Origin of the sequence: Stenotrophomonas sp. SKA14, assembly GCF_000158575.1 — a bacterium.
GTDB classification, from domain to species: domain Bacteria; phylum Pseudomonadota; class Gammaproteobacteria; order Xanthomonadales; family Xanthomonadaceae; genus Stenotrophomonas; species Stenotrophomonas forensis.
This window is the reverse complement of sequence record NZ_DS999412.1, coordinates 1,211,765-1,238,353: the sequence shown is the minus strand read 5'-3', so window position 1 is coordinate 1,238,353 and position 26,589 is coordinate 1,211,765. Positions and strand designations below refer to the sequence as shown.

The window sequence follows — 26,589 nt, the reverse complement described above, 5'->3', positions numbered from 1 at the left end:
CACGCCGCCGCGTCAGCGCCCTGCCGGCTCCACGCTGCTGCGCCAGGCGTCGAGGAACTGGCGGCGCTTGAGTGCATCCAGGTACACCAGCAGGCCCGGGCCGAGCTGGATCGGACGGCGGCTGCGACCCGGCGCGTCATCGCTGCGCGCATTGCCGGTCACGATCGGCATCAGCCGCGCCTCGCGCGACAGCACCTGCTGGCCACGCGGCGACAGCAGGTAGTCGAGGAATCGCCGCGCTTCTTCAGGATGCGGGCCGGTGCGCGGAATCACTGCGGTACGCAGCACCACCAGCGTGTAGTCCTCGGGCTCGACGATGGCCAGCGGCGCGCCTGCATCGATGCGCGCCTGTGCGTAGGAGCCGAGCACGTTGTAGACCAGCGACAACTGGCCGCTGGCCACCTTGTCCAGCAGCACGCCGGTGCGCTCTTCGCGCACCACGTCGTTGTCGCCGAGAGCGCCCAGCAATGCGCCGGCAATGCTGCCACGCTGCGCATCCTGGGTGGCCAGCAGGTAACCCACGCTGCTGCGCTCGATGTCATAAGTGCCGACCTTGCCGCGCAGCGGCGCACCTTCTGCACGCAGCCCGTCCAACAGCTGGCGGCGCGTATGCGGCACCTTCGCGGCCGGCAGCGTGCGCGTGTTGTAGACCATCACCACCGGTTCGTAGCTGATCCCGAACGCCTCGTTGCGCCACTGCGCCCACGCTGGCAACGCAGCGGTCTGCGCAGAGCGGTGCGGCAGCGCATGGCCATCGTTGACCAGCTTGGTCTGCAGGTCCATGCCGCTGGAAATCAGCAGGTCAGGCGACGCTGGACCGGCTCGGTCGTGCAGGTAACGCGCATACAGGTCCTGGGTGATGATGTCCTCGTAGACCACCTCGGTGCCGGGATGCAGGCGCTGGTAATCGGCGATGACCACCGCGAACACTTCGATGTCGGTGGTGCCGTGGATGCGCAGCTGCGCGGTGGCATTTCCCTGCGCAGGGAAACGGCGCACGTCACCCGGCGCAGCCAGCACCGGCAGGGCCAGCAGCAGGGCGACGGCCGTGGCGAACAGACGGATCATGAACTGCTCCGGGGCAGGCGGATGGTGGCCACCAGCCCACCCTGCGGGCGGTTGCTGAGGTCGATGTGGCCACCGTGGCTGTCGACCACGCGCTTGACGATGGCCAGGCCAAGCCCGGCACCGCCGGACGGCGCACCTTCACCGCGCGCGAAACGCTCGAACACGCGTTCGGCATCGGCGGGCGCGATGCCTGCACCGTGATCGGCAATGGTCAGCACCGCCTGCCCGCCCTCCACGGTCAACGCAATCTGCAATGAACCGTCGCCGCCGTACTTCAGTGCGTTGTCGACCAGGTTCTTGATCGCCTCGCGCAGCAGCAGTGCATCCCCATGCACCAGCACCGGTTCAGCGGTCATCGCCAGCTGCACCCGCGGCGCCGGGCCGGCCTGCGGCAGGGCTTCATGCAGGGCCTGGTGCACGGTCTCGGCCAGGTCCACCGCAGCAAAGCGCTGCAGGTGGGAACGGTGGATCACGCTGGCATCGCTGAGCAGCTGGTTGAGCAGGCGGCTCATATGCGTGGCATTGCGCTCGATCGCCTGCAGGCTGCGCCGCATGTCCTCCGGGTCGTCGTCGTCCAGCGCCAGCTGTGCCTGCGCGCGCAGTGCGGCCAGCGGCGTGCGCATCTGGTGTGCGGCCTCGGCCATGAATGCACGCAGGGTCTCGTTGCTGCTGGACAAGCGTTCCATGAAGCGGTTCAACGCGGCCACCATCTGGTCCATCTCGCGCGGCACGCGTGCGTCCAATGGCTTCAGGTCGGAGGGCTCGCGACGCGACAGCTCGCGCTCCACCCGCACCAGCGGCCGGAACGCCCGATGCACGCCGAACGCCACCAGCGCCAGCAGCAGCCCGGACAGCACGCCAATGGCCAGCAGCGCGCGGTTGACCATGTCCTGTGCCACGGCTTCGCGCGCGCGCCGGGTCTGGCCCACCTGCACCTGCACTTCGCCCTGCGCCGAGGCCGCGGCGAAGCTGCGGCCGACCACCACGAAACGCACGGTCTCGCCGCTGTAGGGAGCATCGAACAGCTGCGGCTGCGTGCCGGGCCGGCGCGGCGGCGCCGGCAGGTCGCCGTAGCCGGTGATCAGGTTGCCGCGGTTGTCGGCCACACGATAGAACACGCGGTCTTCCGGCGCCATCGCCAGCAGGTCCAGCGCCGCATACGGCAGATCGACCTGCCATTGGCCGTCAACCAGTGCCACCGAATCGGCGATGGACAGCGCCGAGGACACCAGCAGGTGGTCGTAGGACCGGTTCGCCGCGCGTTGACCGTAGTCGCGCGCAGCGAACAGCAGCGCCACCGCGAACACCGCCAGCAACGCGCCGAGGTACAACAGCAACGTGCGCCGCAGCGACCCCGGTGCGGCGTTCGCAGTGCGCGCGTCAACCATCGGCGTCGGCACTGCCGTCACTGGCCTCCAGCAGATAGCCGACGCCGCGCACCGTGGTGATGCGCAGCGGGGCACCAGCCAGCTTCTTTCTCAGGCGCCCGACATACAACTCGATGGCATTGGGCCCGGCCTCGTCATCGAAACCGAACAGGCCGTTGCCGATCTCGTCCTTGCCGACCACCTGGCCAAGGCGACCGACCAGGATCTCCAGCAGCCGGTACTCGCGGTTCGGCAGTTCGATCGGCTCGCCGTCGAGGCTGACCCGGTGCGCGGCGTTGTCGAACTGGAAGCCGCCAATCTGCACCACTTCGCTGGCCTGGCCCCGCGCGCGCCGCAGCAGCACGCGGCAACGCGCTTCGAACTCGCGGAAATCGAACGGCTTGCCCAGGTAGTCGTCGGCCCCCACATCCAGCGCCTGCACGCGGTCTTCGATGCCGTCGCGCGCGGTCAGCATCAGCACCGGCGTGCTGTCGCCGCGCTCGCGCATGCCGGCCAGCACACGCAGGCCATCCAGCTTGGGCAGGCCGATATCCAGCACCACCAGGTCGAAATTCTGGTAACGCAGCACGCTGGCCGCGGCCAGCCCGTCGGCCTGCCAGTCCACGGCGTGGCCGCTACGACGCATGCGACGGATGATCGCATCGGCCAGATCCGGGTTGTCTTCGACCAGCAGCAGGCGCATGGGCACACGGGTGGGAGGGGAAACGAATGCTACCGCATGGCGCAGGATGCACCCGCCGCGCCCTGCCCGGTGACCATTTACGCTGCAGCGCACAAACCGTTGACAGGACGATGACAGCTACGGCGACCCAGACTGCGGCCGCGCACCGTCCGGTGCCCACGATTGCCGCGCGCCTGGCGCGCACCTGGGAGGGTTTGTGGAATTCACGTTTGCCTGGCGGCGTCCTGCCGCCATGATGGCTCTGGCTGCCCTGTCGGCGCCGGCCTTCGCCGAAGACGACCGTCCGGTCACCGCCACCCTCGGTGGCCGCCTGCACCTGGACTTCGCCACCTTCGACAACGACAACCGCGGTACGCCGAACAAGGACGACACCGAGATCCGCCGCGCCTGGGTCGACGTGTCCGGCAAGTTCTTCGTGGTCGACTACAAGCTGGAAGCCGACTTCTCCGGCGACCGCGTCGAGGCCAAGGACGTGTACCTGGCGCGCAGCTTCGGCAAGGCTGGCAAGCTGACCGTCGGCCAGTTCAAGCAGTACTTCTCGCTGGATGACCGCACCAGCTCCAACTACGGCAGCTTCCTGGAGCGCGGCAACGCCGGCACCACGCTGGCACCGCTGTACCGGCTGGGCGCGTCGTGGCAGGCCAATCCGGGTGATTTCACCTGGGCGGCCAGCGTCTACAGCCTGGAAAGCATCGACGCCTGGCAGGTGAAGGGCCGCGCCGCCGGCGGCCGGGTCACCTGGGCGCCCTCGCCCCGCGACGGTGACGTGCTGCACCTGGGCCTGTCGCTGGCCCGCGAGGCCTATGACAACCCGGGTGCCAACGGCGTTCCGGGCCTGAAGATCCGCCCGCGCCCGGCCGGCCATCTGTCCGACGAGAGCCGCCTGACCCTGGTCGACTTCTCCGCCGGCCGCGATACCGACGTCAACAAGTGGTCGCTGGAGTACGCGCAGGTGCGCGGCCCGCTGTCGTGGCAGGGCGAGTTCAGCGGCGCCACCTTCGATGACGGTGCGCAGCGCGGCGACGTGATGGCCGCCTACGGCATGCTCAGCTGGTTCGTCACTGGCGAAAGCCGCGCCTACGACCGCAAGACCGGCCGCTTCGCGCGGGTCAAGGACATCCGCCACAAGGCCGGTGCCTTCGAGGTGGCGCTGCGCTACGACCAGATGTGGGGCGCGCAGCATCTCGATGGTGCACCCGACCTGCGCCGTGGCAGCACGGAAGCGTGGACACTGGGCGGCAACTGGTACCTGCGCGACAACCTGCGCTTCATGCTCAACGTAATCGAAAGCCGCAACCGCGACCGCCTGGCCGGGGTCACGGTGGACCGCACGCGCGCGGTCACCGGCCGCCTGCAGTACGACTTCTAAGCCCGGATTCCCGGGCATGCCGCCCGGGCCGCTTCCACTCCCCCACATCCTGTTTTCGCAAGGAGTCCGCAGATGATGCTGAGCATCCTCGGCTTTGGCATGGTCATTACGTTCATGTACTTGATCATGAGCAAACGCCTGTCGCCGCTCGTCGCCCTGATCACCATCCCGATCATCTTCGCCCTGCTGGGCGGCTTCGGCGCCAACATCGACGAAATGATGCTGGAGGGCATCAAGAAGATCGCGCCGACCGGCGTGATGCTGATGTTCGCCATCCTCTACTTCGGCGTGATGATCGATGCCGGCCTGTTCGATCCGCTGGTGCGGGTGATCCTGCGTTTCGTCAAGGGCGATCCGATGAAGATCGTGCTCGGCACCGCGGTGCTGGCGATGCTGATCTCGCTTGATGGTGATGGCTCGACCACCTACATGATCACCGTCTCGGCGATGCTGCCGCTGTACCAGCGGCTGGGCATGAACGCGCTGAACATGACCTGCGTAACCATCCTTGCCGGCGGCGTGATGAACCTGACCCCGTGGGGCGGCCCGACCGCACGCGCGGCCACTGCGCTGCACGTGGACCCGGCCGATGTGTTCGTGCCGCTGATCCCGTCGATGGTGATCGCCTGTGCCGGCGTGCTGCTGCTGGCCTGGTACCTGGGCCTGAAGGAACGCCGCCGCCTCGGCTTGGTGACCCTGCCCAAGGGCGGCAGCTGGATGGATAACAGCGTGTCCGACGACAGCAACCCGCTGCCGACCGTGGAAGACGCCGAGGACATCAAGCGTCCGAAGCTGCTGTGGGTCAACCTGGCGCTGACGGTGGCACTGATGACCGCGCTGATCATCGGCGTGCTGCCGATGCCGGTACTGTTCATGGTCGGCTTCGCCGTCGCCCTGGTGATCAACTACCCGAACCTGGCCGAGCAGCGCCGCCGCGTGGTCAACCACGCCGGCAACGTGCTGTCGGTGGTGTCGCTGATCTTCGCCGCCGGCATCTTCACCGGCATCCTCAACAACACCGGCATGGTCGAAGCGATGTCGCACAGCTTCCTGGCGGTGATTCCGGAATCGTGGGGCCCCTACCTGGCGGTGATCACCGCGGTGGCGTCGATGCCGTTCACCTTCTTCATGTCCAACGACGCGTTCTACTTCGGCGTGCTGCCGATCCTGTCCGAGGCCGCCGGCAACTACGGCATCACCCCGGTGGAAATGGCACGCGCCTCGCTGGCCGGCCAGCCGGTGCATCTGCTCAGCCCGCTGGTGCCGTCCACCTACCTGCTGGTGGGCCTGGCCAAGGTCGAGTTCGCCGACCACCAGAAGTTCACCCTGAAGTGGGCCATCGCCATCTCGATGCTGCTGATGGTCGGCAGCCTGCTGTTCGGCCTGTACCCGCTCGCCGCCTGACCCCTTACCAAGGAGCCTTCTGCAATGACGCTTCGAATCGCTTACGTCACCAGCGGCATGGGCAGTGTCGGTACTGCCATCTGCCAGAGCCTGGCTCGCAGCGGCCACACCGTGGTCGCCGGTTGCGCGCCGAATTCGCCGCGCAAGGCCAACTGGCTGCGCGAACAGCGCGAACAGGGTTTCGACTTCATCGCGTCCGAAGGCAACGCCACCGACTGGGCCTCGACCAGCGCGGCGTTCGCCAAGGTGCGCACGGACGTCGGCGAGGTGGACGTGCTGGTCAATAATTCCGGTGGCAGCCGCGACCTGCTGTTCCGGCAGATGACGGTGGACGACTGGAACGCGGTGATCGCTTCCAACCTCAATTCACTGTTCAACCTGACCAAGCAGGTGGTCGACGGCATGGCCACGCGTGGCTGGGGCCGCATCATCAACATCGGCTCGGTGAGTGCACACAAGGGCCAGATCGGCCAGGTGAACTACGCCACCGCCAAGGCCGCGATGCATGGTTTCAGCCGCGCACTGGCCGCCGAAGTGGCCTCGCGCGGCGTCACCGTCAATACGCTGTCGCCGGGCTACATCGCCAGCCAGGCGATCAGCAGCTTCCCACCGGATGTACTGGACCGGCTTGCCGCATCGGTGCCGGTGCGCCGCCTTGGTCGCCCCGAGGAAGTGGCAGGCCTGGTGGCCTGGTTGGCGTCCGACGAGGCCTCGTACGTGACCGGCGCGGATTACCCGGTCAATGGCGGCCTGTACATGGGTTGAGCCCTCTTCCACGCAACGCGTGGACTGCCTCCCCCACGGAGTGCGCGGGGCCGGTGAACCTTCGCTTGCGAGGGGGATCCGGCCCCTTTTTTCTGCCTGCACCCCGCCCGTGCTATACCAGCCACGATCCAGGCACTGGGAGTGCGCGCATGCAGCACTGGGCGTGGACAATCGCGGCGATCGTGTTGGCTGCGCCGTGCATGGCGGCAGCGCCGGCCGCACTGCCGATGGCCAACGAGGTGCAGGCTGACCGGCTGGTGGAACTGAGCCGGCGCTGGGCGGCGCCATTGCCGCGCACACCGCGGCTCGCCGACCTGCAGGCAGTGATTCCTGTACCAGCAGCCCTTATCGAAAAGCCCGGTACGCCGCCGCAGCTCACATTGCCTGCCATGCCGTTTTCACCGCCGCTGCGGGTCATCGCGGGCGTAGTGACGCTGCACACGGATCATCAACGCGTGCACTCCGTGCGCCTGGACATCGGCGGTGCCTGCGTAACCCGACAGCAGATCAATCACCGCCTCGGCCGCCCTGACCGGGTGCTGCCTCCCAGCGGCCATGCACCGGAGCAGGCACTGACGCTGAGCTTTGCCGAGGCCGACCGCTGGATGAGCTACCTGTTCCCCGGCGTGGATCACCGTTGTGTCTCGCAGGTGATTATCAAGCCGGTGGATGCGCCCGCTCCATGAGCGCCGCGCATCATCGCCCGGCTGGAGGCTGCTTTTTCATAAAAGTCCTATAGACCACCGCAGTCACCAGATCGCACCCTGAGCCAAACATCCGCCAGGGAGGCACGCTGTAATGGACATGATGGTCAGGCCAGCAAGCACCGATCGACTGATCGACATCTGCTGGGGTACAGGGGAACCCGCACCGTCGGTCTTCATCCAGTCTCTCGACTACCGTGATGCATTCAACGAGGACTTCACCCTCACCGCCGTTGGCCTGGTGCAGGGCAACCTCGCTGACGCACAGGCCCTGCAGGGCACGGCAGCGACGATCTCGCCCTGCCGGTGAGCGCGGACGTGGCCCGTAGCGTGCATCTGGCTGACGGTCTCCCGATCGTGCTGGAAGGCCATCTGCTCAGCTGCGGCTGCCATGCCATCGCCGGAAAGGCCACGCATATCGAGGTGGGCTGACCACGGCCAATAGCTGGCCCACCTCCCTCCCCGACGGCGTGGATCCACGGTCAAGTAGATCCACGCCATGCGTGGATGCTTCGCCCTACCCGATCAGAACTCCGCCGCCACCGTCATGAACACCTGCCGCGGTGCGCTCGCGTGGATCGCATAGCGCGTGCCCTTCGGATCGGTCGGTGCAAACGAACTCAGCTGGCCGGCATAGCGCTTGTTGGTCAGGTTCGTCGCGTTCAGCGACACCCGCACGTTGCGCAGGCCGAAGCCCGGGCCGAAGTCGTAGCCTGCGCCGGCGTCGAAGGTGGTCACGCCCGGCACCGACTGGTCGTTGGTGTAGGTGTAGTAGCGCTTGCCGGTGTACTTGGCGCGCAGGCTGGCGAAGAAGCCATCGCGGTTCCAGCTGATTTCACTGGAGGCCATGCGCTGCGGCGTGTCCACGGTGATCTTGCCGGCCACCGGCACGATCGCACCGCCCGAGGTGTAGTCATCCTCGTAGGTGGTCTTGTTCCAGGACAGCGCGTTGTACCACTGCAGGCCGTCGATCGGCTTGAGGATGAAGGTCAGCTCGGCGCCGTGGCTCTTCACCGAACCGACGTTGATGAAGCGCGTCACGCACTCCGGGCGCGTGCCCACTTCGATGCTCGAGCACGGGTTCAGCGACAGCAGGCGGTTGTCGAACTTCACGTTGTACGCGGCAATCGAGGCCTGGTATTTCTCGCCGAAGGTGCGGAAGCCGGCTTCCAGGCTCTTGGACTTCTCCGGCTCCAGGCCGGCGCTGGCCGCGAACGATTCCGGCGAGACCTGCAGCGGGCCACCGCTACCGCCGCCGACGAAGGCAGCAATGTTCTCGGCGTACGAAGCGAACAGCTCGTTGTTGGCGTTGAGCTTGAAGCCCAGGCCGACCTGCGGCAGCACCGATTCCTTGGCGGTCAGCGTGCCCGAAGCAATGCTGGTCTCCACGCCGGGCTTGGCGGTGGCGCGCATGCGCGTGTTCGGGCTCTTGATGCCGACGTCCACGGTCAGGCGCTGGTCCAGGAAGCGCATGCGGTCCTGCACGTAGAACTGGCGCGTGCGGATGTCGAAGTCCTGGTTGAACAGCAGGCGGTCCGGGTTCTTCAGGTACAGGTCGTCCAGGAACGGGCCGCTGATGTAGTAGAAGTTGCGCGAAACGTTATGGTCGTTCTGCTCGTACCACAGGCCGGCTTCCAGCTCGTGGATGCCCACCGTCCACGACAGCGCGGCGGTCAGGCCATCGCGGTTGATGGTGTAGTTGGTGCTGCGGATCGAGATCGGCAGCATCTTGTCGGTGCCCGGGTAGGACGGTTGGCCCGGTGCCCACCAGTGGCCCTGGCCACGGTTGTCGTGGTGATAGGCCAGCAGCTTCAGGCGGCCCTGCTCGCCCAGGCGCAGGTCGGCATCCACCGAATACAGGTTGTCGTCACGCAGCGCACGGCTCTGGTAGTAGGCATCGTCGATGCTGTTGACGCCACCACTGAAGGCACAGCGCGCCTTGTTGTAGGTGCCCGGTGCGCAGTACGCGGCCGCGACGGCGCGGTCCCAGTCCGGGGCATAGATGTTCCAGTCATAGCCCAGGCCGCGGGCCAGCATGTCCTTGGACAGGTAGGCGTAGTTGGCCTGGCTGGCGCGCGAGGTCGCCACGAACGCACCGAAGCGGTGATCGCCGACGTTCCACACTGCCTTGGCATTGAACTGGCGGGTGGTCTGGTTCTGGTGCGGCGCGGCCCACATGTCCTGGTCCTGGTGCACGCCGGACACGTAGGCCGAGAAGCCGTTGATGTCGCCGGTATCCACGCGCAGGTAGCCGCGGCGCTGGTTATTGTCACCCACGGTGACGCTGGCGCGGCCACCGAACTCGGTGGACGGGTCCATCGAGAAGTACTGGATGGTGCCGCCCAGGTTGCTGGTCGAGGCCACGCCCAGCGAGCCGATGCCCTGCGACAGTTCGGCGCCGGCCAGGTTCTCGGCGATGATCGCGCGGGCGATGCTCAGGCCGTTGTAGTTGCCGTAGCTGTTGTCGCCCAGCGGGATGCCGTCCAGCGTGTAGCCGAGGCGGCTCTTGTCGAAACCACGCAGGCTGATCGTCTGCGATTCCTCGTTGGCGCCGAAGGCATCGTTGGACTGCACTGACACGCCCGGCAGGCGGTCGAGGATCTTCTGGCCGCTGGTCCCCGGCGGCAGCACCTGCTTGTCGACCGCGGTGATGCGCTGCACCTGGCGGGTCTCGCCCTGGCCGATCACGGAGACGGTATCCAGCGTCTGCGCGCTCAGCGCGGCATCGGTGCTGGTGGTGGCGCCGGTATCGGCCACGGTGGCGGCCTGTGCGCTGGCGGCGGCGGAGAGCGCGATCGCTACGGCGATCGTCAGGTGTCGGGTCTGCATGGTGGTCCGTTGCATTGGGGGTGGTCACCGGCATGCATGCGCGGTGCACGGCCACTATGCGAACGGAACATGAAACCTTCTTTACGAAAAACCAACGAATGGTGCAGGGGCGTGGTGCGCATCTCATTGAAGGTGGCACAGGCCGCCAACGCATTTCATTCCGGCGCCAGCTGGTCCATCCGTATCCGGTTGGCGAACAACGAGAACGCCAGCATGCCGGCCAGTCCGTTCGCCCGGCTCACCCAGTGCGGCAGCCAGCGCGGTGGTTTCAACACCCCACTCTCGAACAACGGCGCGAACGCAATCGCATCGGTCAGGCTCATCTTGCCGGCGAACAACCAGCGGCAGACCTGCAGGCGATCCTCAGCCAGCATATGGCGGAAGAAGGTGTGCACCGACACCAGTCCACGCAGGTACACCGTGTCCTTGGTGAAGGCCAGGCCACCACTGGGCGGTACGCCGCGGAACACGCGCTGTGCCGAGGCGAAGCTTTCTTCGGTGTTCTGCCCGGCATCGCAGAAGTAGCGGAATACTTCGATGAAATCGGCGCCTTCGCGTGCCATCGCAATCGCTTCGGTGCGCAGGCTGATGCGTTTCAGGCGCTCGATGTCGATGCTGCCGGTGATCTGTTCTGCGAACGTGGCCAACCCTTCCTGGGTCGCGGTCACCCGCGGCGACGACAATGCCAGGCTCGGCAGCACAGGCTGTTCGCGGCCATTCAACGCGGTCAGCGAATGCACCAGTGCTTCATGGTGGAACAGCTGCGCGCGATCGTAGGCGCTGAAGCGCGCACTGGTGCGCAGGCGGATGCGGGTCGGGCCGGCGGCGGCCTTGGAGACCAGCTCCGGATCCAGCTGCACCTGGATGATGCGCGATTCGAAGAAGGCGTCGAGGTCGTTCTGCAGCTGCAGTTGCAGGGCAATGGCCGAGACCGGCACCTGCTCTTCCGGCGCCAGCAGTTCGTGGTCCAGTTCGGCGGCGATCTGGATGAAGTGACGTGCCGCCTCGCGTGTGCTCGGGCCATTGCCGGGTAATGGCTGCTCGGGCGCGCCGAACAGCTGCACCGAACAGGTGTCGACGGCGGCGGTGCCCAGCCCTTCCAGCAGCTGCGCGGCCAGGTCCCAGCTCTGCGCCGACTGCCGCACGTAGTGGCCCAGTGGATGGCTGTCATCGCAGTCGGCCGCGATGGCGGCCAGCGCGCGGCGCTCCTCGCTGAAATCCAAGCGCGGGTAGTCCACCTTCGGCAGCACGGGCTGGCCGCGCGCCACGCCGTCCAGGAACGGCGCCTGTACCGTTGCCGGCCAACTGGTCAGGCCCAGCAGGCGGATGCCACCCACGGCCTCGACCAGGCGCGCATCGAGCGCTGCATGGTGGGCCACCTCACGGTCCAGCGTCGCGGTCGGTTCCATGCGCGGACTATAACGCCCAGCCCGCGCGTTGGTAGCTGCCAACCTTGGTTGGCACCTACCATGAGCGGGCAAAGGCGGGCTTCGGACACATTCGTGCCAAGCAAGGTTGGCACGCGCCAGGAACAGGTTTCCCGCACCGCGGGGTCAGCGCCGGCGTGGCTTGCCCGCCGGGCGGAACTGCTGGCCCTTGCCCTTCCTGCCGCCGCGCTCCTGCGCGGTCTCGGCCTGGCGCACCGCCAGCTTGGCGGCCGCGGCAGCCACTTCTTCCTTCAGCTTGAAGTAGTTCAGCAGCCGGCTCTCTTCGATCTCGCCTGCATCGATGGCAGCACGCACGGCGCAGCCCGGCTCCTGCTGATGCTTGCAGTCGTTGAAACGGCACTGTGCGGCCAGTGCTTCGATATCGGCGAAGCCGCCCTCGGACAGCGTTTCTTCGCCGGTCGGCTTCAACTCGCGCATGCCGGGGGTGTCGATCAGGCAGGCGCCGGTCGGCAGCGGCATCAGCGCGCGATGAGTGGTGGTGTGGCGGCCACGCGAGTCGTTGGCACGCACCGCATTGGTCTTCATCCGCTGCTCGCCGAGCAGGGTGTTGGTCAACGTGGACTTGCCGGCACCGGAAGAACCGACCAGCACCACCGTGCGGCCCGGGCCCAGCCACGGTTGCAGCACCGCCACACTGTCGGCATCCAGGCCGTTGATCGCATGCAGCGCGATGCCCTGCATCTCCAGTTCTTCCAGCACCGCCAGTGCGTCTTCGCTGTATTCGGTCTGGTCGGCCTTGGTCAGTACCACCACCGGCTCGGCACCACCGCCGCCGACCAGCAGCAGGTAGCGCTCGATGCGGCGTGGATTGAAGTCGGCATCCAGGCCGCAGACGATGAACACCGTATCGATGTTGGCCGCGATCACCTGCTGGTGGTAATGCTCGCCGGCCGCACCGCGCTTGATCGCGGTCCGGCGCGGCAGCAGGGCGACGATGCGGATGCCATCAAGCAGCACCCAGTCGCCCACCGCCGGTCGCTCATGGCTGGGGAAGCGCGGGCGCTGCCATTCCGGCAGCGACTCGGCCTTGATCGATGCATCCGGGCCATCGGCCACCACGTAGTGGGTGCGGTGCTGCTCGATCACCCGCGCCGGGCGGGCCTGCGGATGGGCGGCCATCGCGGCCTGCCAGTCGGCCTGCTGCGCCGGGCCTGGCCAGGGCCAGCCGATGGTCTGCAGGGCGGTGAAATCGGGGGTCTGGGTCATCGCCGCCATTCTAACCGGCCCGATGCCTTGCCAGCCCAGCAACGGCAGGCGCTGGGCCCTTGCCATGCACTGCAACAATTCCGGTAGGATGGAAACCCCATGCCTTTTGACGGCCCAGCCCCCATGTCCACCCCCTCGCCCAAGCCCCTGGCCATCCGCGAGCGCCTTTCCGAAGTGCGCTACGAAATCCGCGGAGAACTGGCGCGGCGAGCCCGGGAGCTGGAGGCACAGGGCCGCAAGCTGATCAAGCTCAACATCGGCAACCCCGGTGCCTTCGGCTTCCGTGCGCCCGAGCACCTGCAGCGCGCGATCGCCGACGACATGGGCCGCACCGACCCGTACACCCACCAGCAGGGCCTGCCGGTCGCACGTGAAGCCATCGCTGGCTATTACGCCCGCCGTGGCGCGCCCAATGCGCACCCGGACCGCGTCTTCCTCGGCAATGGCGTCAGCGAACTGATCGACCTCTCGCTGCGCGCCCTGCTCAACCCGGGCGACGAAGTGCTGGTGCCCTCGCCCGACTACCCGCTGTGGTCGGCCTCGACCATCCTCAACGATGGCCGCCCGGTGTACTACCGCTGCGCGCCGGAGAACGGCTTCCAGCCGGACCCGAGCGAGATCGAGACGCTGGTCTCCTCGCGCACCCGCGCCATCGTGCTGATCAACCCGAACAATCCCAGCGGCGCCAGCTATCCGCGCGAACTGCTGGAACGCGTGGTGGAGATCGCACGCCGCCACAACCTGCTGCTGCTGGTCGATGAGATCTACGACCAGATCCTGTACGACGACGCGGTGTTCCAGCCGGTCGCTCCGCTGGCCGGCGATCATCCGTGCCTGACCTTCAGCGGCCTGAGCAAGGTGCACCGCGCCTGCGGCTGGCGCGTGGGCTGGGCCCACCTCAGCGGCGACGATGCCCGGCTGGGCGACTTCCGGGCAGCACTGGACCTGCTGGGTGCGCTGCGCCTGTGCGCCAACGTGCCCGGCCAGTACGCCATCGAGGCCGCCGTGAACGGCCCGGACACCATTTCCGAACTGTGCACGCCGGGTGGCCGCCTGTATGAGACCCGGCGCGCGGTGATCGAGGCCTGCGAAGCCAGCGAGCACCTGTCGCTGGTCGCGCCGGCCGGTGCGCTGTACGCGTTCCCGGCCGTGGTCGGCGCCGCCGCCAAGGGCTTCGACGACCATAACTTCGCGCTGGACCTGATGAACAATGAAGGCGTGCTGGTGGTGCCCGGTTCCAGCTTCAACGTGCCCTACCGCCACCACTTCCGCGTGACCCTGATGCCGGAAGCCTCGGTGATGCGCGATGTGTTCGCCCGCATCGACCGCGTGCTGGCCCGACGTGCCGAGGACGCGACCAAGGTCGTGCCGCTGAAGCCGCGCCGTTCGGTGGCCTGAGCGGTGGCGCTGTCCTATCTGGCGCTGGGCGATTCGTACACCATCGGCGAAGCGGTTGCGGTTGAAGGCCGTTGGCCGCACCAGCTGGCCGCCGCGCTGCGCGCGCAGGGCGTGGACCTGGCCGACCCACAGACCATCGCCACCACCGGCTGGACCACCGATGAACTGGACGCCGCTATCGACCTGGCCTCGCCACTGGGCCCGTTCGACTTCGTCAGCCTGCTGATCGGCGTCAACAACCAGTACCGCGGGCGCCCGCTGGACGAGTACCGCGCCCAGTTCGAGGCCCTGCTGCAGCGCGCGATCGGTTTTGCCGCCGGCCGCGCCGAGCGGGTGCTGGTGCTGTCCTTCCCGGATTGGGGCGCGACCCCGTTCGGCGCTGGCAGTGGCCGTGACCTGGCCGGGATCGAGATCGAGACCGACGAGTTCAACGCGGCCGCCGAGGTGATCAGCACCCAGCACAACGTGGCCTTCGTCGATATCACCGACATCAGCCGCGCCCAGGGCGACGACCCGGCGATGATTGCCGAGGACGGCCTGCATCCTTCGGCACGGATGTACGCGCTGTGGAGCGAACGGGCGCTGCCGGTGGCCGCGCACCTGCTCGGCCGCACCGACTGACATCCCCCAGCGGGGCGGCCCGGGCCAGGATCAGGGCCGGCTGCGACACCCGGGACCTGGCGGCCCCGACCGCACCGTGGGGGCGATGCGACGCAATGTTCCTGCCCTGCTCATCCCGCGCGATGCCGCCGGGGGTAGAATTGTTCATTCGAATTCCCGGAACCCCGACGTCCATGTCCCTCGATCCCGCCCTGCGTTCGCGCATCGAATCCATCCTCAACGACAACCGCGTCGTGCTGTTCATGAAGGGCCAGCCGTCGATGCCGCAGTGCGGTTTCTCGGCCAAGGCCGTGGGCGCCCTGCAGGACCTCGGCGTCGAGTTCGCCCACGTCAACGTGCTGGCCGACCAGGAAATCCGTGAGGGCATCAAGGCCTATGGCGACTGGCCGACCATCCCGCAGCTGTACATCGACGGCGAACTGGTCGGCGGCAGCGACATCGTGCTGCAGATGGCCGCCAGCGGCGAGCTGAGCAGCGTGCTGGGCCTGGCCGCGCCGGACCGCACCCCGCCGAGCATCACCGTGACCCCGGCCGCCGTGGAAATGCTGAAGGGCGCGCTGGCCGACGCCCCGGGCGCCGCACTGCAGCTGACCATCGACGCTGGCTTCCAGCCGAACTTCCAGCTGGCCCCGCACGACGAAGGCGCGATCGCCGCCGAGTCCAACGGCCTGCGCGTGCAGTTCGACCTGGCCAGCGCCCGTCGCGCCAACGGCATCACCATCGACTGGGTGGACGACATCCGCGGCAAGGGCCTGGCGATCGACAACCCGAACGCGCCCAAGCCGGTGCAGGAAATCAGCGTTCGCGATGCCGACGACCTCGTGCGCGCCGGCAACATCACCCTGGTGGACGTGCGCCCGGCCGACGAACGCGCCATCGCCGCCGTCGGCGTGCCGTTCAAGAGCTTCGACGGCAACGGCCGCGCCACGCTGGAAGCCCTGCCGAAGGACACCGCACTGGCGTTCATGTGCCACCACGGCGGCCGCAGCGCGCAGGCCGCCGAGCAGTTCCGTGCGCTGGGCTTCACCAAGGTGTTCAACGTCACCGGCGGCATCAACGCCTGGTCCGAAGAGGTGGACAACGGCGTGCCGAAGTACTGATCTGCAGCGGTTGAAACCTACGAAAAACGCCGGCGAACGCCGGCGTTTTTCTTGCATCCACGCAGGGCGTGGATCTACCCCGCAAACCCGCCTTCGGCCAGGTAGTCCAGCTCTTCCGGCGCCGGAATGCGGCCCAGTACCGCGTTGCGATGCGGGAAGCGGCCGAAACGGCGGATGATGTCGCGGTGCAGTTCGGCGTACTGCAGGTATTCCTTGTCACCCAGCGCGTCGAACATCGCCACCGAACGGTCCTGGTCCAGTGGATCCTCGGAGTGCTCGAACGGCAGGTAGATGAAGGCACGCAGCTTCGGGACCAGCTGCAGGTCCAGGCCTTCCTCGATCGCGCGCATCGCGTAGTGCCGGGCCAGGCCATCGGTGGCGTAGGAATGGGCGGTACCGCGGAAGCAGTTGCGCGGGAACTGGTCCAGCAGCAGCATCAGCGCCAGCGCGCCCTCGGCGCTGCCCAGCCAATGCTCGCGCGCGCGCGACGCCGCAGCAAAATGCTCATCCAGGAACAACCGGCGGAACTGCGCGTCGAACGCATCGTCGCGGGCGAACCACTTTTCCGGGCCCGCCTCCTTCCAGAATTCCACCACTTGCGCGGCAACGTCCATCACCTACTCCCCAGGGCCGGCGCGCCGCGCCAGGCCATCATCATCATTCGTCGAAGCGCAGGTGGCGGACCGACTTGCCGTTGCGCCGGATAAGCTTAAGCGCCTCGATGCCGATCTGGATATGGTTTTCCACGAACTGGGAGCTGACCTTGGCATCGGAGGCCTCGGTCTTGACCCCGTCGGGGATCATCGGCTGGTCGGACACCAGCAGCAGCGCGCCGCTGGGAATGTGGTTGGCGAAGCCGGCGGCGAACACCGTGGCCGTTTCCATGTCGATGGCCATGCAGCGCATCGCCCGCAGCCGCTCCTTGAAGGCCTCGTCGTGTTCCCAGACCCGGCGGTTGGTGGTGTAGACGGTGCCGGTCCAGTAGTCGTGGCCGAGGTCGCGGATCATGGTCGAGACCGCACGCTGCAGCGCGAACGCCGGCAGCGCCGGCACTTCCGGCGGCAGGTAGTCGCCCGAGGTGCCCTCGCCGCGGATCGCCGCGATCGGCAGCACCAGGTCGCCCAGCTGGTTCTTGCGCTTGAGCCCGCCGCACTTGCCCAGGAACAGCACCGCCTTGGGCATCACCGCCGACAGCAGGTCCATGATGATCGCGGCATTGGGGCTGCCCATGCCGAAGTTGATCATGGTGATGCCATCGATGGTGGCACTGGCCATCGGCCGGTCCAGGCCGATGACGGGCGCGCCGGTCAGCTCGGAAAAGGTATGCAGGTAGCCGCCGAAGTTGGTCAGCAGGATGTGCTGTCCGAACTGGTCCAGGGGCACGCCGGTATAGCGCGGCAGCCAGTTGTCGACGATTTCCTGCTTGCTCTTCATGGGCCGGGGTCCGGGACGGCGGGGGACCGGCTATTTTCGGCCAGACCGGCGGTGCCGTCGAGCCGCCAGCGGCCGGCCTGTGAAGAAGGTCACTTGGCAAGCCCACCACGCCCCGGCTAGCGTCGGCGATTGGACCAAGCCGCAAGCAAGGGGAACTGCATGGCATCGACGTTGTTGCGCGCCGGAGTGGCACTGGCGCTGCTTTCATTGAGCACGGCACCGGCGGTGGGCGCCTCGCGCTTCCTCGCCGATCCCTACCCCAGCACCTACCAGGCGCATCCCGATGCACCGGTGCTGATCCAGAACGCCACCGTGCTGACCGGCACCGGCCAGCGCCTGGACAACGCCGACGTGCTGCTGCGCGAGGGCCGCATCGTCGCGGTCGGCCAGCAGTTGCAGGCCGACGCCGGCGTCACCCGCATCGATGCCCAGGGCAAGTGGGTCACGCCGGGCCTGATCGACGTGCACTCGCACCTGGGCGTGTACCCCAGCCCGGGCGTCGGCGCGCACAGCGACGGCAACGAGATGACCGCGCCGGTCACCGCCAACGTCTGGGCCGAACACTCGGTATGGCCGCAGGACCCGGGCTTCGCCACGGCACTGGCCGGCGGCGTGACCAGCATGCAGGTGCTGCCCGGTTCGGCCAACCTGGTCGGTGGCCGCGGCGTGACCCTGAAGAACGTACCGGCGGTGACCTACCAGGCGATGAAGTTCCCCGGCGCGCCGTGGGGCCTGAAAATGGCCTGCGGCGAGAACCCCAAGCGGGTCTACGGCGAAGGCAAGGGCGTGGCCCCGGCCACGCGCATGGGCAACGTGGCCGGCTATCGCGCAGCCTTCATCGATGCCGCCGATTACATCGCCAAGAACACGCCCAAGCCGGCCAAGCGCAAGGGCTGGTTCGGCAGCGACAAGGGCGACAGCGCCGGGGATGCCGGCGGCAAGCGCGACCTCAAGCTGGACACGCTGGCCGGCGCCATCCAGGGCGACATCCGCGTGCACATCCACTGCTACCGCGCCGACGAAATGGCCACCATGCTCGACCTGGCCAAGGAATTCGGCTTCAAGGTGGCCGCGTTCCACCACGGCGTCGAGGCCTACAAGCTGGCTGACCGGCTGGCCGCCGATGGCGTCTGCGGCGCGCTGTGGGCCGACTGGTGGGGCTTCAAGATGGAGGCCTTCGACGGTATCCCGGAGAACATCGCGCTGGTCGATCGGCCGAAGAACAGCTGTGCCATCGTCCATTCCGACTCCCCCGAAGGCATCCAGCGCCTCAACCAGGAAGCCGCCAAGGTGATGGCCTCGGCGCGACGTGCACGCATGCCGGAGATCACACCCGAGCACGCCATCACCTGGATGACCGCCAACGCCGCCAAGGCGCTGGGCATCGAGGCCCAGACCGGCACCCTGGAGGCCGGCAAGATGGCCGATGTGGTGGTGTGGAACGGCAATCCCTTCAGTTCCTACGCGCTGGCCGAGCAGGTCTTCATCGACGGCCGCCGCCTGTACGACCGCGGTGCGCCGGCGGCGACGCCGCGTTCCGATTTCCAGCTTGGCCAGGAGGTACGCTGATGAGGGTCCTCAAGCAGTGGCTGCACTCTGCCACGAAGGGCAGCCGGGCATGGCTCGGCTCTACCGCCATGGTGCTGGCGTGCATCTCCGCATCCGCACAGGCGCAGGACCTGCTGGTGCGCAACGCCACGGTGCACACCGCCAGCGCACGCGGCAGCCTGCAGAACGCCGACGTGCTGGTGCAGGGCGGCATCATCCGTGCGGTGGGCAACGGCCTGTCCGCGCCCGCCGGCGCAACCGTGGTCGAGGCCAGTGGCCGCCCGTTGACCCCTGCACTGTTCGGCGGCATCACCGAGACCGGCATCGAAGAGGTGCTGGTCGAGAGGAGCACCGTCGACAGCGCGCTGAAGATCGGCGAGCAGCCGCTGCGGCCCGAGTTCGACGTGACCCTGGCCTACAACCCGGCCTCGGTGCTGATTCCGGTGACCCGGCTGGAAGGGATCGGCTTCACCGCACTGGGGGCAACCCCCGGCGGTGGCTTCGTGGCCGGCCAGGGCGGCGTGATGCGGCTTGATGGCAGCATCGACCCGATCGGCCCGCGTGCCCTGTTCCTGCGCATCGGCGCAGCCGCCTCGGAACTGACCGGCCAGTCGCGCGCCGCGCAGTGGATGCTGCTGCAGCAGATGATCGACGAGGCGCGTGGCCAGGTGGCCGCAGACTCGCCGCATGCGCTGCTGACCCCGGCCGGCCGCCGCACGTTGAGCCGCTACCTGGCTGGCCAGGGCCGGATCGTGGTGGAGGTGGATCGTGCCGCCGACATCCGCCAGCTGCTGCGCTGGGCCGCCCGCGAGAAGGTGAAGATCGCCATCGCCGGGGCCAGCGAAGCGTGGCAGGTGGCGCCGGAACTGGCCGCTGCCCACGTGCCGGTGTTCGTTGATGTGCTGGCCAACCTGCCGGCCAGCTTCGACCAGATCGGGGCCACGCTGGAGAATGCGGCACGCCTGCAGCGCGCGGGCGTGGCGGTCTCCTTCGTACAGCGCGGCGACGCCACCCACAACGCCCGCAAGATGCGCCAGCTGGCCGGCAATGCGGTCGCCCATGGCCTGCCCTGGGCCGACGGCCTGGCCGGCCTGACCCGGGTACCGGCGCAGGCGTTCGGCGTGGCCGACCAGATCGGCAGCATCGAGCCCGGCAAGCGCGCCGACCTGGTGCTGTGGGAAGGCGACCCGCTGGATGTGGCGCACTATGCCGAACAGGTCTGGCTGGGCGGCCGCGCGATGCCGATGCGCTCGCGCCAGACCGAACTGCGCGACCGCTACCTGCAGCGCAACGCGCAGCCCTGACCGTACACCAGGAGACCCCAATGGCCACGCTGCGCTGGTACTTCGACTTCGTCTCGCCGTATTCCTACCTGCACTGGCAGAAGCTGAAGCAGCTGCCGCAGTTCGCGCAGATCCAGCCGGTGCCGATTGCCTTCGGTGCGGTGCTGCACCACCTGGGCAACCTCGGGCCGGCCGAGATTCCCGCCAAGCGCCGTTTCATCTACCGCCAGCTGCTGTGGACCGCGCAGGCCGAGGGTACGCCCCTGCGATTCCCGCCGGGCCATCCGTTCAACCCGTTGTCGGCGCTGCGCCTGTGCCTGGCCGACGGTGCCAGCGCGAAGGCGGTGGACGTGTTGTTCGACTGGATCTGGCGCGACGGCAACGCTGCCGACAGTGCCGATGCGCTGCGCGAGCCGGCCGCGCGGCTGGGCATCGAGGATGCCGACAGTGCCATCGCCGAGCCGGCGGTCAAGGAGCAGCTGCGGCGCAATACCGAGGCCGCGATTGCCGCTGGCGTGTTCGGGGTACCCACCCTGGCCATCGACGACGAGCTGTTCTGGGGCAACGACGCGCACCCGCTGATGGCCGCCGTGCTGGCCGACCCAGGCCTGCTGCTGCAGCCCGAATGGCAACGCCTGGCCAGCCTGCCGATAGCGGTGCAGCGCAACCGCTGAACAGGGCGTGGCGCGTTTCCCTCGCGCGCCGCGCCAGGTTTTGAGATAGATTTCACGTTTCCGAACCTACAACCGCCCTGGAGGGGGAGCCGCGGATGCGCATCGGAATCGTCGTCGACTCGGCCTGCGACCTGCCGCAGGACTTCATTGCCGCGCACAACATCGTGCTGCTGCCGATCACCGTACGGATCGGCGAAGCCGTGTTGGCCGATCATCGCGATGAGCAGGCCACGCTGAGCTTCCTGCACGCGCACGTGGCCGAGCATGGTGCGGAGGCGGAAACCATCCCGTTCAGCGTCAACCAGATCCGTGACCTGTTCCTGCAGCAGCTGGTGATCGATTACGACCACGTGTTCTGCATGACCATCACCAAGACCCGCAGCCCGATCCACGACAACGCGCTGCAGGCCAGCTTCGCCATCCTCAACGACTACAAGCCGGTACGGCAGGCCGCGGGCTACAACTCGCCGTTCGCGCTGCGCGTGCTCGATACCCAGAACCTGTTCGCCGCGCAGGCGGTGACTGCGGTGGAAGCGGTGCGCCTGCGCGACAGCAACGCCAGCGTGCAGCAGATCCGCGAGCGGCTGGAGGAACTGGCCGGCAACGTGCACGGCTACATGGTCACCCGCGACCTGTACTACATGCGTGCACGTGCGCGGCACAAGGGCGACCGCAGCGTCGGCCTGCTCAGCGCCGCGCTGGGCAGCGCGCTGGACATCAAGCCGGTGCTGCACGGCTACCGCGGCGAGACCGGGCCGGTGGCCAAGATCAAGGGCTTCGACAATGCGGTGCAGAAGCTGTTCGCGGTGGTCGGCCAGCGCGTGCGTGCCGGCCTGATGACGCCGACCGTGTGTGTCAGCTACGGCGGTGAACTGGACGAGCTGCGCAGCCTGCCCGGTTATGCACCGCTGAAAGAGGTCTGCGCCAGCCACGGCGTGACCGTATACGAATCGGTGATGAGCCTGACCGGCATGGTCAACGTCGGCAAGGGCGCGGTCACCGTGGGCTTTGCCGATGGGCCGCATCGGTTCGAATGAGCGTTGGCCACGGCCGGAATCTGCACATCGATTCCACCGCGACTGTGCCAGCCTTGCCGCACTTCAAGGAGAACTCCATGCCTGCGCAGTACCACATCAGCCTGCCCGACCCGTCCAAGGCCCGCGGCAACGACCCTGACCTGTCCTTCCATTCGCAGGGCGCCGCCGGTTTCGCCGAAGAGCTGCAGGATGCCCTGCGCAACGGCACGCTGTTCGAGCGCTGGAAGGCCAAGCAGCCCGACCCGGATGCGGTGGAACCGCAGTGGGGCGTCACCGACCCGGACGCCACCGTGACCGGTGAGCAGAAGGACCTGCGCATCAACCTGGTCGCCACCACCCGCATCGACAGTGACGTGTTCAAGCAGCGCCTGCGCCTGCTGGCCGGCCACCACTGGGAACTGCGCGACGTGCGTTGAAGCCTGGCTCGGGTAGATGCCAACCAAGGTTGGCAACTACCGGGTCACACGGTAGTGCCGGCCGCTGGCCGGCAACTGCAGAATCGATGAAGGTGCCGGCCAGCGGCCGGCACTACCAGCCACCGCCCAGCGCGCGGTACAGCTCCACTCGTGCAATCGCCGCGGTGGCCTGGCTGTTGGCCAGCGCAGCCTGGTTGTCCAGCGCGATACGCTGGGTCGTCAGCACGTCCAGCATGTCGACCACGCCGGCCTGGTACTGCCGGCGCGCCGCACCCAATGCCATCTCGCTTTCCTCCACCGCCACATGCAGCTGCACGGTACGCTGCTGCTCGGCCGCGTAGCCATCGATGGCATCGTCCACTTCATGCCAGGCCTGCAGCACGGTGCGGCGGAACTGCAACGCCGATTGTTGCTGCTGCAGCCGGCTCAATGCGAGGTTGGCCTTCAACCGCCCGCCCTGGAAGATCGGCAGGCTGATCGACGGCCCGATGCTGAAACGGTGCGCGTTCCAGCCGTCCAGGTCATCCAGCTGCCTGGCCTGGAAACCGGCATCGCCATTCAAGGTGATACGCGGCAGGAAACTGGCCTGGGCCACGCCGATGCCCGCCGTCGCCGCGTGCAATGCCGCTTCGGCACGGCGGATGTCCGGGCGACGTTCGGCCAGTTCGCTGGGCACGCCCACCGCCACCGCCGGCAACGCCGGCCAGTCACGGCGCGCGTCCTGCAGCTGTGCGTCGAGGGCCTGCGGCGGTTGTGCCAGCAGGAATGCCAGCGCATTGCGCAGCTGCGATTCGCGATGCTGCAGGGGCGCGATGCGCGCCTGCAGCGAGGCCACCTGCGCCGCTGCGCTGGACACGTGCAGCGTGCTGGCCACGCCCTGGCGCTGGCGTGCCTCGGTCAGGCGCTTGATGTCGTGGGCGATGCTCAGATTGTCTTCGGTGATCGCCCGTAACTGCCGCGTCGCGCGCAGCTGCAGATAGTCACGCGCGGTTTCCGCCAGCAGCGCGATGCGCACCGCATGCGCATCCTCTTCGGCCATCTGCACGCGTGCATCGGCCGCTTCCACCTGGCGGCGCACACGCCCCCACAGGTCCAGTTCCCAGCTCAGGCCGATGCCGGCCTGGAACAGTCCGTAGTCTTCACGACCGCCGTTGCCGGACGGATCGCTCAAGCCCACTTCGCTGTTGCGTGCGCGCAGGCCACTGGCACTGGCACTGACGCTGGGCAGACGGTCCGCCGCACTGACACCGCGCGCGGCGCGACTCTGCTGCACCCGGTTGGCGGCCAGCTGAAGGTCCAGGTTGGCCGCCAGCACCTGGCTGGCCAGCTGGCCCAGCAGCGGATCGTAGAAGCCGGCCCACCAGGCGGCGTCCTGATCGATCGCGTTGCGCGCGACGGCCTCACCCTGCCAGTGGCTGGGCAGTTCTGCCTGCGGGCGCACGAAGTCCGGGCCCATCGTGCAGGCAGCCAGGCCCGTGCACAGCGTGGCCGCAACGAAGGTTTGGAACACGCTGCGAACGCTCATGCGCCCTCCCCGCCCGTGCGGTCCTGCACGCGCTGCGCGCTCTGCACGCGCACACGGCTGTCCAGGTCAACGCGGGCTTCCACCGACATGCCGGCACGCAGCTGCTCCAGCAGTGGCTGGCCCGGCTCCAGCAGGATTTTCACCGGAATGCGCTGCACCACCTTGGTGAAGTTGCCGGTGGCGTTCTCCGGTGCGACGGCGGCGAAGGTCACGCCCGTGGCCGGCGCGATGCTGTCGATGTGCCCGCGCAGCGACTTGCCCGGGAACACGTCCACCTTCAGCTCCACCTGCTGGCCGGCCTGCATGCGGGTCATCTGCGTTTCCTGGAAGTTGGCGACCACGAATGCGCGCTTCAACGGCACCACGGCGGCCACCGGCGTTCCCGGGGCCAGGTAGGCACCCGCGCGCACCGCACGGCGGCCGACCATGCCGTCGATCGGTGCGCGCAGCACGGTGTGCGACAGATCCAGTTCGGCGCGCGCCTGCGCAGCTTCGGCGCGTTGTACCGCGGCCTGCGCGGCCTGCACACCGGCGGTCAGGATGTCGGTGCGCTGGCGTGCGGTCGACAGCGCGGCCTGGCCCTGCTGCAGGTGGGCACTGGCCACCGCCTGCTTCGACTGCGCCTGCTGCGCGTTCTGCACGGTGCCGGCGCCATCGCGGGCCAGTTCGCGGTAGCGCTGCTGGTCGGCGCTGGCCAGGCTCAGTTCGGAGCGGCTGACATCGACACTGGCCCTGGCCTGTTCGATCAGCGAGCCCTGCTGGGCCAGTGCGGCTTGTGCATTGGCCAGCTGTGCACGGGCGTTGGCCAGGTCGGCACGCGCTGCCTGCAAGGCCACCTGGTAGTCGCGGTCGTCGATGCGGGCCAGCACGTCGCCGGCCTTCACGGGTTGGTTGTCGTCCACCTCGACGCTGCTGACGAAGCCGGCCACCTTCGGTGCGACCACGGTGAAATCCGCATTGACGTAGGCGTTGTCGGTGCGCTGGTAACGCCCGTCGCGCAGCAGCAGCCAGCTGCCGATCGCCAGGGCCAGCACGCCCAGCACGAGGCCGGTGTTGAGGGTTGTCTTGTTGAGGCTCATGGGGGAGTCCTTGCGGGTGAGGGTCAGGCCACGGCACGTGGCGGATGGACACGGGTGGCCCACGGCAGCAGCGGCAGGCAGCCCAGGGCCACCAGCGCAACCAGCCAGTACAGGTCCGCCGAGGTGAGCGCCTGCACCTGGGCGTGCAGGCGCGCGGGCAGATCGGCGCTGGCGGGCAACCACGGCTGGTTGCCCAGGTGATCGATCAGCGCGGTGGAATGGAGGTGGCGCCGTGACTGTCCGACCGCATCAAGCACGCCACCGGCAAACACCGCCGAAAAGCCTTTGACGGTGTTGAACCAGGCCGAGGCATAGGGACCGTCCTGCGGCGCCAGGCCGGTGGTCGCCAGCAGCAGCAACGGCAGCACCGCCATCGGCTGTGCCACCACCTGCAGCAGTTGCACCCACAGGAAGGTGTCGCGGTTCCACTGCACATCCAGATGTGCGCCCATGAAGCACGCCGCCGCCAGCAGCAACAGCCCGGCCGCCTGCACCCAGCGGCAGTCGACCGCACGCTGGTTCATCAGCGCAGCCACCAGCGGCAACGCAATGGCCTGCGGCAGCGCCACCCACAACAACATCGGCGCGGTCTGCAGCGGGCGGTAGCCCTGCACACTGGCGAGGAAGCCGGAGGGGATGGAGATGACCGCCAGCAGTACGAACAGCACGCCCACGCAGGTCACCAGCGAATAGCTGAGATTGCGATGGGCCAGCAGTTGCAGCTTGAAGAACGGCAGCGGGTGGAACCACTCGTTGATGAAGAACAACACCAGCAGGCCGGTGCCGCCGCCAAGCAGCACCGTGATCAGCGGCGAATCGAACCAGTTCAGGCGCGCGCCCTGGGTCAGGCCCAGCACCAGCATCACCAGTGCCGGCAACCCCAGCGCCAGGCCCACGCCGTTGAACTGGGCAAAGCGCTCCAGGCGCATCGGGTCCTGCGGCAGGCCCCAGCCGACCATCACCATGCCGGCCACGCAGAACGGCACGATCTGCCAGAACGCGAACTGCCAACCGGCGTGCTCGACCCACAGTGCGGCCAGCGGCGTGCCCATGCTCGGCCCGAACGTTGCGGTGAGCGCGTAGCCCGCCAGGCCATACAGCTTGATGCCCGGCGGCAGGAAGCGCAGCGCCACGCTCATCAGCAGCGGCGGCAGCGCACCGCCGGCCAGGCCCTGCAATGCGCGCAGCAGCAGGAAAGTCGGCAGGTTCGGCGCCAGCGGGCACAGCACCCCCAGCACCATGAAGGCGGCGATCATCACCAGGCCGAAGCGGCGCAGCGAGAAGGTGGCCGCGCACCAGGGCGCGAAGGCCATCGCGCTGACCGACATGGCACTGTAGATGCCGGTGATCCAGTTGCCGTCATCGGCACTGAACCCCATCCCACCGCGGATGTCGGCCAGCGCGACCTTGGTGACGTTCTCGTTGAAGCCCGACAGCAGCACCACCAGCAGCACGCCGCACAATCCGACCACGATGCGGCGATCGAACGCGGGGGCAAGCGGGGCGGCCGGGGCCTGTGGCAGGGTGATCGCGCTCATGGGCGCGGGCCGATCCGTGCAGCGCACGGCAGGTGAAGCGACATGGCGTGCGCTCCGTGAATGTGGGGAGCGC

Annotated in this window: 24 protein-coding genes; 13 read left to right on the top strand and 11 right to left on the bottom strand. The window is 68.0% G+C overall.

What is annotated here, in order from left to right:
• Nucleotides 1-12: 12 nt before the first annotated feature.
• The 3 genes from SSKA14_RS05750 to SSKA14_RS05740 are packed head-to-tail and all read right to left on the bottom strand — an operon-like array spanning nucleotide 13 to nucleotide 3,138.
• The gene (locus SSKA14_RS05750) at nucleotides 13-1,068 is read right to left on the bottom strand and encodes an ABC transporter substrate-binding protein (protein WP_008266369.1); all 1,056 of its coding nucleotides are present in this window, start codon (nucleotides 1,066-1,068) and stop codon (nucleotides 13-15) included.
• Nucleotides 1,065-2,456 carry a sensor histidine kinase gene (locus SSKA14_RS05745; protein ID WP_008268360.1) on the bottom strand — a complete coding sequence of 464 codons (1,392 nt, stop codon included), beginning with the start codon at nucleotides 2,454-2,456 and terminating at the stop codon, nucleotides 1,065-1,067. Before SSKA14_RS05745 ends, SSKA14_RS05750 begins: the two co-directional genes overlap by 4 nt.
• Complete coding sequence (locus tag SSKA14_RS05740) at nucleotides 2,449-3,138, bottom strand: response regulator transcription factor (RefSeq protein ID WP_008267961.1); 690 nt, start codon at nucleotides 3,136-3,138, stop codon at nucleotides 2,449-2,451. The genes SSKA14_RS05745 and SSKA14_RS05740 overlap by 8 nt, the downstream gene beginning before the upstream one ends.
• 232 nt (nucleotides 3,139-3,370) lie before the next feature.
• On the opposite strand from SSKA14_RS05740, the gene SSKA14_RS05735 reads away from it, so the two are divergent.
• From SSKA14_RS05735 to SSKA14_RS05715, 5 genes are all read left to right on the top strand, one after another.
• Nucleotides 3,371-4,507 (top strand): porin, encoded by a 1,137-nt coding sequence (locus tag SSKA14_RS05735; protein WP_008268165.1) that lies wholly within the window; start codon nucleotides 3,371-3,373, stop codon nucleotides 4,505-4,507.
• Nucleotides 4,508-4,582: 75 nt separating this feature from the next.
• Nucleotides 4,583-5,911, top strand: a complete 1,329-nt coding sequence (locus SSKA14_RS05730; RefSeq protein WP_040009399.1) for a CitMHS family transporter — start codon at nucleotides 4,583-4,585, stop codon at nucleotides 5,909-5,911.
• Nucleotides 5,912-5,935: 24 nt separating this feature from the next.
• Entirely contained in the window at nucleotides 5,936-6,676 is a 741-nt protein-coding gene (phbB, locus tag SSKA14_RS05725) for an acetoacetyl-CoA reductase (protein WP_008268200.1), read from the top strand.
• Nucleotides 6,677-6,825: 149 nt separating this feature from the next.
• A complete protein-coding gene (locus SSKA14_RS05720; protein ID WP_008265481.1) occupies nucleotides 6,826-7,362 on the top strand; it encodes a hypothetical protein in 537 nt (178 codons plus the stop codon).
• A gap of 112 nt (nucleotides 7,363-7,474) precedes the next feature.
• Nucleotides 7,475-7,690, top strand: coding sequence for a hypothetical protein (locus SSKA14_RS05715; RefSeq protein WP_040007108.1), 216 nt, complete (start codon nucleotides 7,475-7,477; stop codon nucleotides 7,688-7,690).
• Nucleotides 7,691-7,905: 215 nt separating this feature from the next.
• On the opposite strand, the gene SSKA14_RS05710 is transcribed toward SSKA14_RS05715, so the two are convergent.
• The 3 genes from SSKA14_RS05710 to rsgA form a co-directional block, all read right to left on the bottom strand.
• Nucleotides 7,906-10,209 (bottom strand): TonB-dependent receptor, encoded by a 2,304-nt coding sequence (locus tag SSKA14_RS05710; protein WP_040007106.1) that lies wholly within the window; start codon nucleotides 10,207-10,209, stop codon nucleotides 7,906-7,908.
• Nucleotides 10,210-10,364: 155 nt separating this feature from the next.
• Nucleotides 10,365-11,618, bottom strand: coding sequence for a flavohemoglobin expression-modulating QEGLA motif protein (locus SSKA14_RS05705; RefSeq protein ID WP_008266350.1), 1,254 nt, complete (start codon nucleotides 11,616-11,618; stop codon nucleotides 10,365-10,367).
• 144 nt (nucleotides 11,619-11,762) lie between these two features.
• The gene (rsgA, locus tag SSKA14_RS05700; RefSeq protein ID WP_230078922.1) at nucleotides 11,763-12,863 is read right to left on the bottom strand and encodes a ribosome small subunit-dependent GTPase A; all 1,101 of its coding nucleotides are present in this window, start codon (nucleotides 12,861-12,863) and stop codon (nucleotides 11,763-11,765) included.
• A gap of 123 nt (nucleotides 12,864-12,986) precedes the next feature.
• Between rsgA and SSKA14_RS05695 the strand changes: the two genes are divergently transcribed.
• The 3 genes from SSKA14_RS05695 to grxD all read left to right on the top strand — a co-directional run bounded on the left by SSKA14_RS05695 (nucleotide 12,987) and on the right by grxD (nucleotide 15,982).
• Complete coding sequence (locus tag SSKA14_RS05695) at nucleotides 12,987-14,261, top strand: pyridoxal phosphate-dependent aminotransferase (RefSeq protein WP_008265967.1); 1,275 nt, start codon at nucleotides 12,987-12,989, stop codon at nucleotides 14,259-14,261.
• 3 nt (nucleotides 14,262-14,264) lie between these two features.
• Nucleotides 14,265-14,882, top strand: coding sequence for an SGNH/GDSL hydrolase family protein (locus SSKA14_RS05690; protein ID WP_008265727.1), 618 nt, complete (start codon nucleotides 14,265-14,267; stop codon nucleotides 14,880-14,882).
• A gap of 173 nt (nucleotides 14,883-15,055) precedes the next feature.
• Nucleotides 15,056-15,982 carry a Grx4 family monothiol glutaredoxin gene (gene grxD / locus SSKA14_RS05685; RefSeq protein ID WP_008265709.1) on the top strand — a complete coding sequence of 309 codons (927 nt, stop codon included), beginning with the start codon at nucleotides 15,056-15,058 and terminating at the stop codon, nucleotides 15,980-15,982.
• A 74-nt stretch (nucleotides 15,983-16,056) separates the two neighbouring features.
• On the opposite strand, the gene SSKA14_RS05680 is transcribed toward grxD, so the two are convergent.
• Nucleotides 16,057-16,596 (bottom strand): DUF924 family protein, encoded by a 540-nt coding sequence (locus tag SSKA14_RS05680; protein ID WP_008264653.1) that lies wholly within the window; start codon nucleotides 16,594-16,596, stop codon nucleotides 16,057-16,059.
• Between the two features lie 43 nt (nucleotides 16,597-16,639).
• The gene (locus SSKA14_RS05675; protein WP_005414446.1) at nucleotides 16,640-17,416 is read right to left on the bottom strand and encodes an AMP nucleosidase; all 777 of its coding nucleotides are present in this window, start codon (nucleotides 17,414-17,416) and stop codon (nucleotides 16,640-16,642) included.
• Nucleotides 17,417-17,575: 159 nt separating this feature from the next.
• Between SSKA14_RS05675 and SSKA14_RS05670 the strand changes: the two genes are divergently transcribed.
• The 5 genes from SSKA14_RS05670 (at nucleotide 17,576) to SSKA14_RS05650 (ending at nucleotide 22,374) form a co-directional block, all read left to right on the top strand.
• Nucleotides 17,576-18,985 (top strand): amidohydrolase, encoded by a 1,410-nt coding sequence (locus SSKA14_RS05670; protein ID WP_008266981.1) that lies wholly within the window; start codon nucleotides 17,576-17,578, stop codon nucleotides 18,983-18,985.
• On the top strand, nucleotides 18,985-20,268 hold the full coding sequence (locus tag SSKA14_RS05665; RefSeq protein WP_040007102.1) for an amidohydrolase family protein: 1,284 nt from the start codon (nucleotides 18,985-18,987) through the stop codon (nucleotides 20,266-20,268). Before SSKA14_RS05670 ends, SSKA14_RS05665 begins: the two co-directional genes overlap by 1 nt.
• A gap of 20 nt (nucleotides 20,269-20,288) precedes the next feature.
• The gene (locus SSKA14_RS05660; protein WP_008264668.1) at nucleotides 20,289-20,921 is read left to right on the top strand and encodes a 2-hydroxychromene-2-carboxylate isomerase; all 633 of its coding nucleotides are present in this window, start codon (nucleotides 20,289-20,291) and stop codon (nucleotides 20,919-20,921) included.
• Nucleotides 20,922-21,016: 95 nt separating this feature from the next.
• Nucleotides 21,017-21,958 carry a DegV family protein gene (locus SSKA14_RS05655; protein ID WP_008265802.1) on the top strand — a complete coding sequence of 314 codons (942 nt, stop codon included), beginning with the start codon at nucleotides 21,017-21,019 and terminating at the stop codon, nucleotides 21,956-21,958.
• Nucleotides 21,959-22,035: 77 nt separating this feature from the next.
• Nucleotides 22,036-22,374, top strand: coding sequence for a hypothetical protein (locus SSKA14_RS05650; protein WP_040007100.1), 339 nt, complete (start codon nucleotides 22,036-22,038; stop codon nucleotides 22,372-22,374).
• Between the two features lie 112 nt (nucleotides 22,375-22,486).
• Here the strand turns inward: SSKA14_RS05650 and SSKA14_RS05645 are convergent, their stop codons facing one another.
• Genes SSKA14_RS05645 through SSKA14_RS05635 form a run of 3 tightly spaced genes read right to left on the bottom strand, consistent with a single transcriptional unit; the run spans nucleotide 22,487 to nucleotide 26,516 of the window.
• On the bottom strand, nucleotides 22,487-23,899 hold the full coding sequence (locus SSKA14_RS05645) for an efflux transporter outer membrane subunit (RefSeq protein ID WP_008265312.1): 1,413 nt from the start codon (nucleotides 23,897-23,899) through the stop codon (nucleotides 22,487-22,489).
• Nucleotides 23,896-24,978 (bottom strand): HlyD family secretion protein, encoded by a 1,083-nt coding sequence (locus tag SSKA14_RS05640; protein ID WP_008264620.1) that lies wholly within the window; start codon nucleotides 24,976-24,978, stop codon nucleotides 23,896-23,898. Before SSKA14_RS05640 ends, SSKA14_RS05645 begins: the two co-directional genes overlap by 4 nt.
• A 23-nt stretch (nucleotides 24,979-25,001) precedes the next feature.
• Entirely contained in the window at nucleotides 25,002-26,516 is a 1,515-nt protein-coding gene (locus SSKA14_RS05635; RefSeq protein WP_008266214.1) for an MFS transporter, read from the bottom strand.
• Between the last annotated feature and the right edge of the window lie 73 nt (nucleotides 26,517-26,589).

What these genes read in the sequence shown, in the direction of transcription:
- SSKA14_RS05705 (WP_008266350.1), bottom strand. Translation starts at nt 11,618, where the DNA reads ATGGAACCGACCGCGACGCTGGACCGTGAGGTGGCCCACCATGCAGCG.
- SSKA14_RS05665 (WP_040007102.1), top strand. Translation starts at nt 18,985, where the DNA reads ATGAGGGTCCTCAAGCAGTGGCTGCACTCTGCCACGAAGGGCAGCCGG.
- SSKA14_RS05645 (WP_008265312.1), bottom strand. Translation starts at nt 23,899, where the DNA reads ATGAGCGTTCGCAGCGTGTTCCAAACCTTCGTTGCGGCCACGCTGTGC.
- SSKA14_RS05670 (WP_008266981.1), top strand. Translation starts at nt 17,576, where the DNA reads ATGGCATCGACGTTGTTGCGCGCCGGAGTGGCACTGGCGCTGCTTTCA.
- SSKA14_RS05710 (WP_040007106.1), bottom strand. Translation starts at nt 10,209, where the DNA reads ATGCAGACCCGACACCTGACGATCGCCGTAGCGATCGCGCTCTCCGCC.
- SSKA14_RS05715 (WP_040007108.1), top strand. Translation starts at nt 7,475, where the DNA reads ATGGACATGATGGTCAGGCCAGCAAGCACCGATCGACTGATCGACATC.
- SSKA14_RS05660 (WP_008264668.1), top strand. Translation starts at nt 20,289, where the DNA reads ATGGCCACGCTGCGCTGGTACTTCGACTTCGTCTCGCCGTATTCCTAC.
- SSKA14_RS05745 (WP_008268360.1), bottom strand. Translation starts at nt 2,456, where the DNA reads ATGGTTGACGCGCGCACTGCGAACGCCGCACCGGGGTCGCTGCGGCGC.
- SSKA14_RS05640 (WP_008264620.1), bottom strand. Translation starts at nt 24,978, where the DNA reads ATGAGCCTCAACAAGACAACCCTCAACACCGGCCTCGTGCTGGGCGTG.
- SSKA14_RS05650 (WP_040007100.1), top strand. Translation starts at nt 22,036, where the DNA reads ATGCCTGCGCAGTACCACATCAGCCTGCCCGACCCGTCCAAGGCCCGC.
- rsgA (WP_230078922.1), bottom strand. Translation starts at nt 12,863, where the DNA reads ATGACCCAGACCCCCGATTTCACCGCCCTGCAGACCATCGGCTGGCCC.
- SSKA14_RS05730 (WP_040009399.1), top strand. Translation starts at nt 4,583, where the DNA reads ATGCTGAGCATCCTCGGCTTTGGCATGGTCATTACGTTCATGTACTTG.
- phbB (WP_008268200.1), top strand. Translation starts at nt 5,936, where the DNA reads ATGACGCTTCGAATCGCTTACGTCACCAGCGGCATGGGCAGTGTCGGT.
- SSKA14_RS05735 (WP_008268165.1), top strand. Translation starts at nt 3,371, where the DNA reads ATGATGGCTCTGGCTGCCCTGTCGGCGCCGGCCTTCGCCGAAGACGAC.
- SSKA14_RS05750 (WP_008266369.1), bottom strand. Translation starts at nt 1,068, where the DNA reads ATGATCCGTCTGTTCGCCACGGCCGTCGCCCTGCTGCTGGCCCTGCCG.
- SSKA14_RS05695 (WP_008265967.1), top strand. Translation starts at nt 12,987, where the DNA reads ATGTCCACCCCCTCGCCCAAGCCCCTGGCCATCCGCGAGCGCCTTTCC.
- SSKA14_RS05675 (WP_005414446.1), bottom strand. Translation starts at nt 17,416, where the DNA reads ATGAAGAGCAAGCAGGAAATCGTCGACAACTGGCTGCCGCGCTATACC.
- SSKA14_RS05655 (WP_008265802.1), top strand. Translation starts at nt 21,017, where the DNA reads ATGCGCATCGGAATCGTCGTCGACTCGGCCTGCGACCTGCCGCAGGAC.
- grxD (WP_008265709.1), top strand. Translation starts at nt 15,056, where the DNA reads ATGTCCCTCGATCCCGCCCTGCGTTCGCGCATCGAATCCATCCTCAAC.
- SSKA14_RS05680 (WP_008264653.1), bottom strand. Translation starts at nt 16,596, where the DNA reads ATGGACGTTGCCGCGCAAGTGGTGGAATTCTGGAAGGAGGCGGGCCCG.
- SSKA14_RS05635 (WP_008266214.1), bottom strand. Translation starts at nt 26,516, where the DNA reads ATGAGCGCGATCACCCTGCCACAGGCCCCGGCCGCCCCGCTTGCCCCC.
- SSKA14_RS05720 (WP_008265481.1), top strand. Translation starts at nt 6,826, where the DNA reads ATGCAGCACTGGGCGTGGACAATCGCGGCGATCGTGTTGGCTGCGCCG.
- SSKA14_RS05740 (WP_008267961.1), bottom strand. Translation starts at nt 3,138, where the DNA reads ATGCGCCTGCTGCTGGTCGAAGACAACCCGGATCTGGCCGATGCGATC.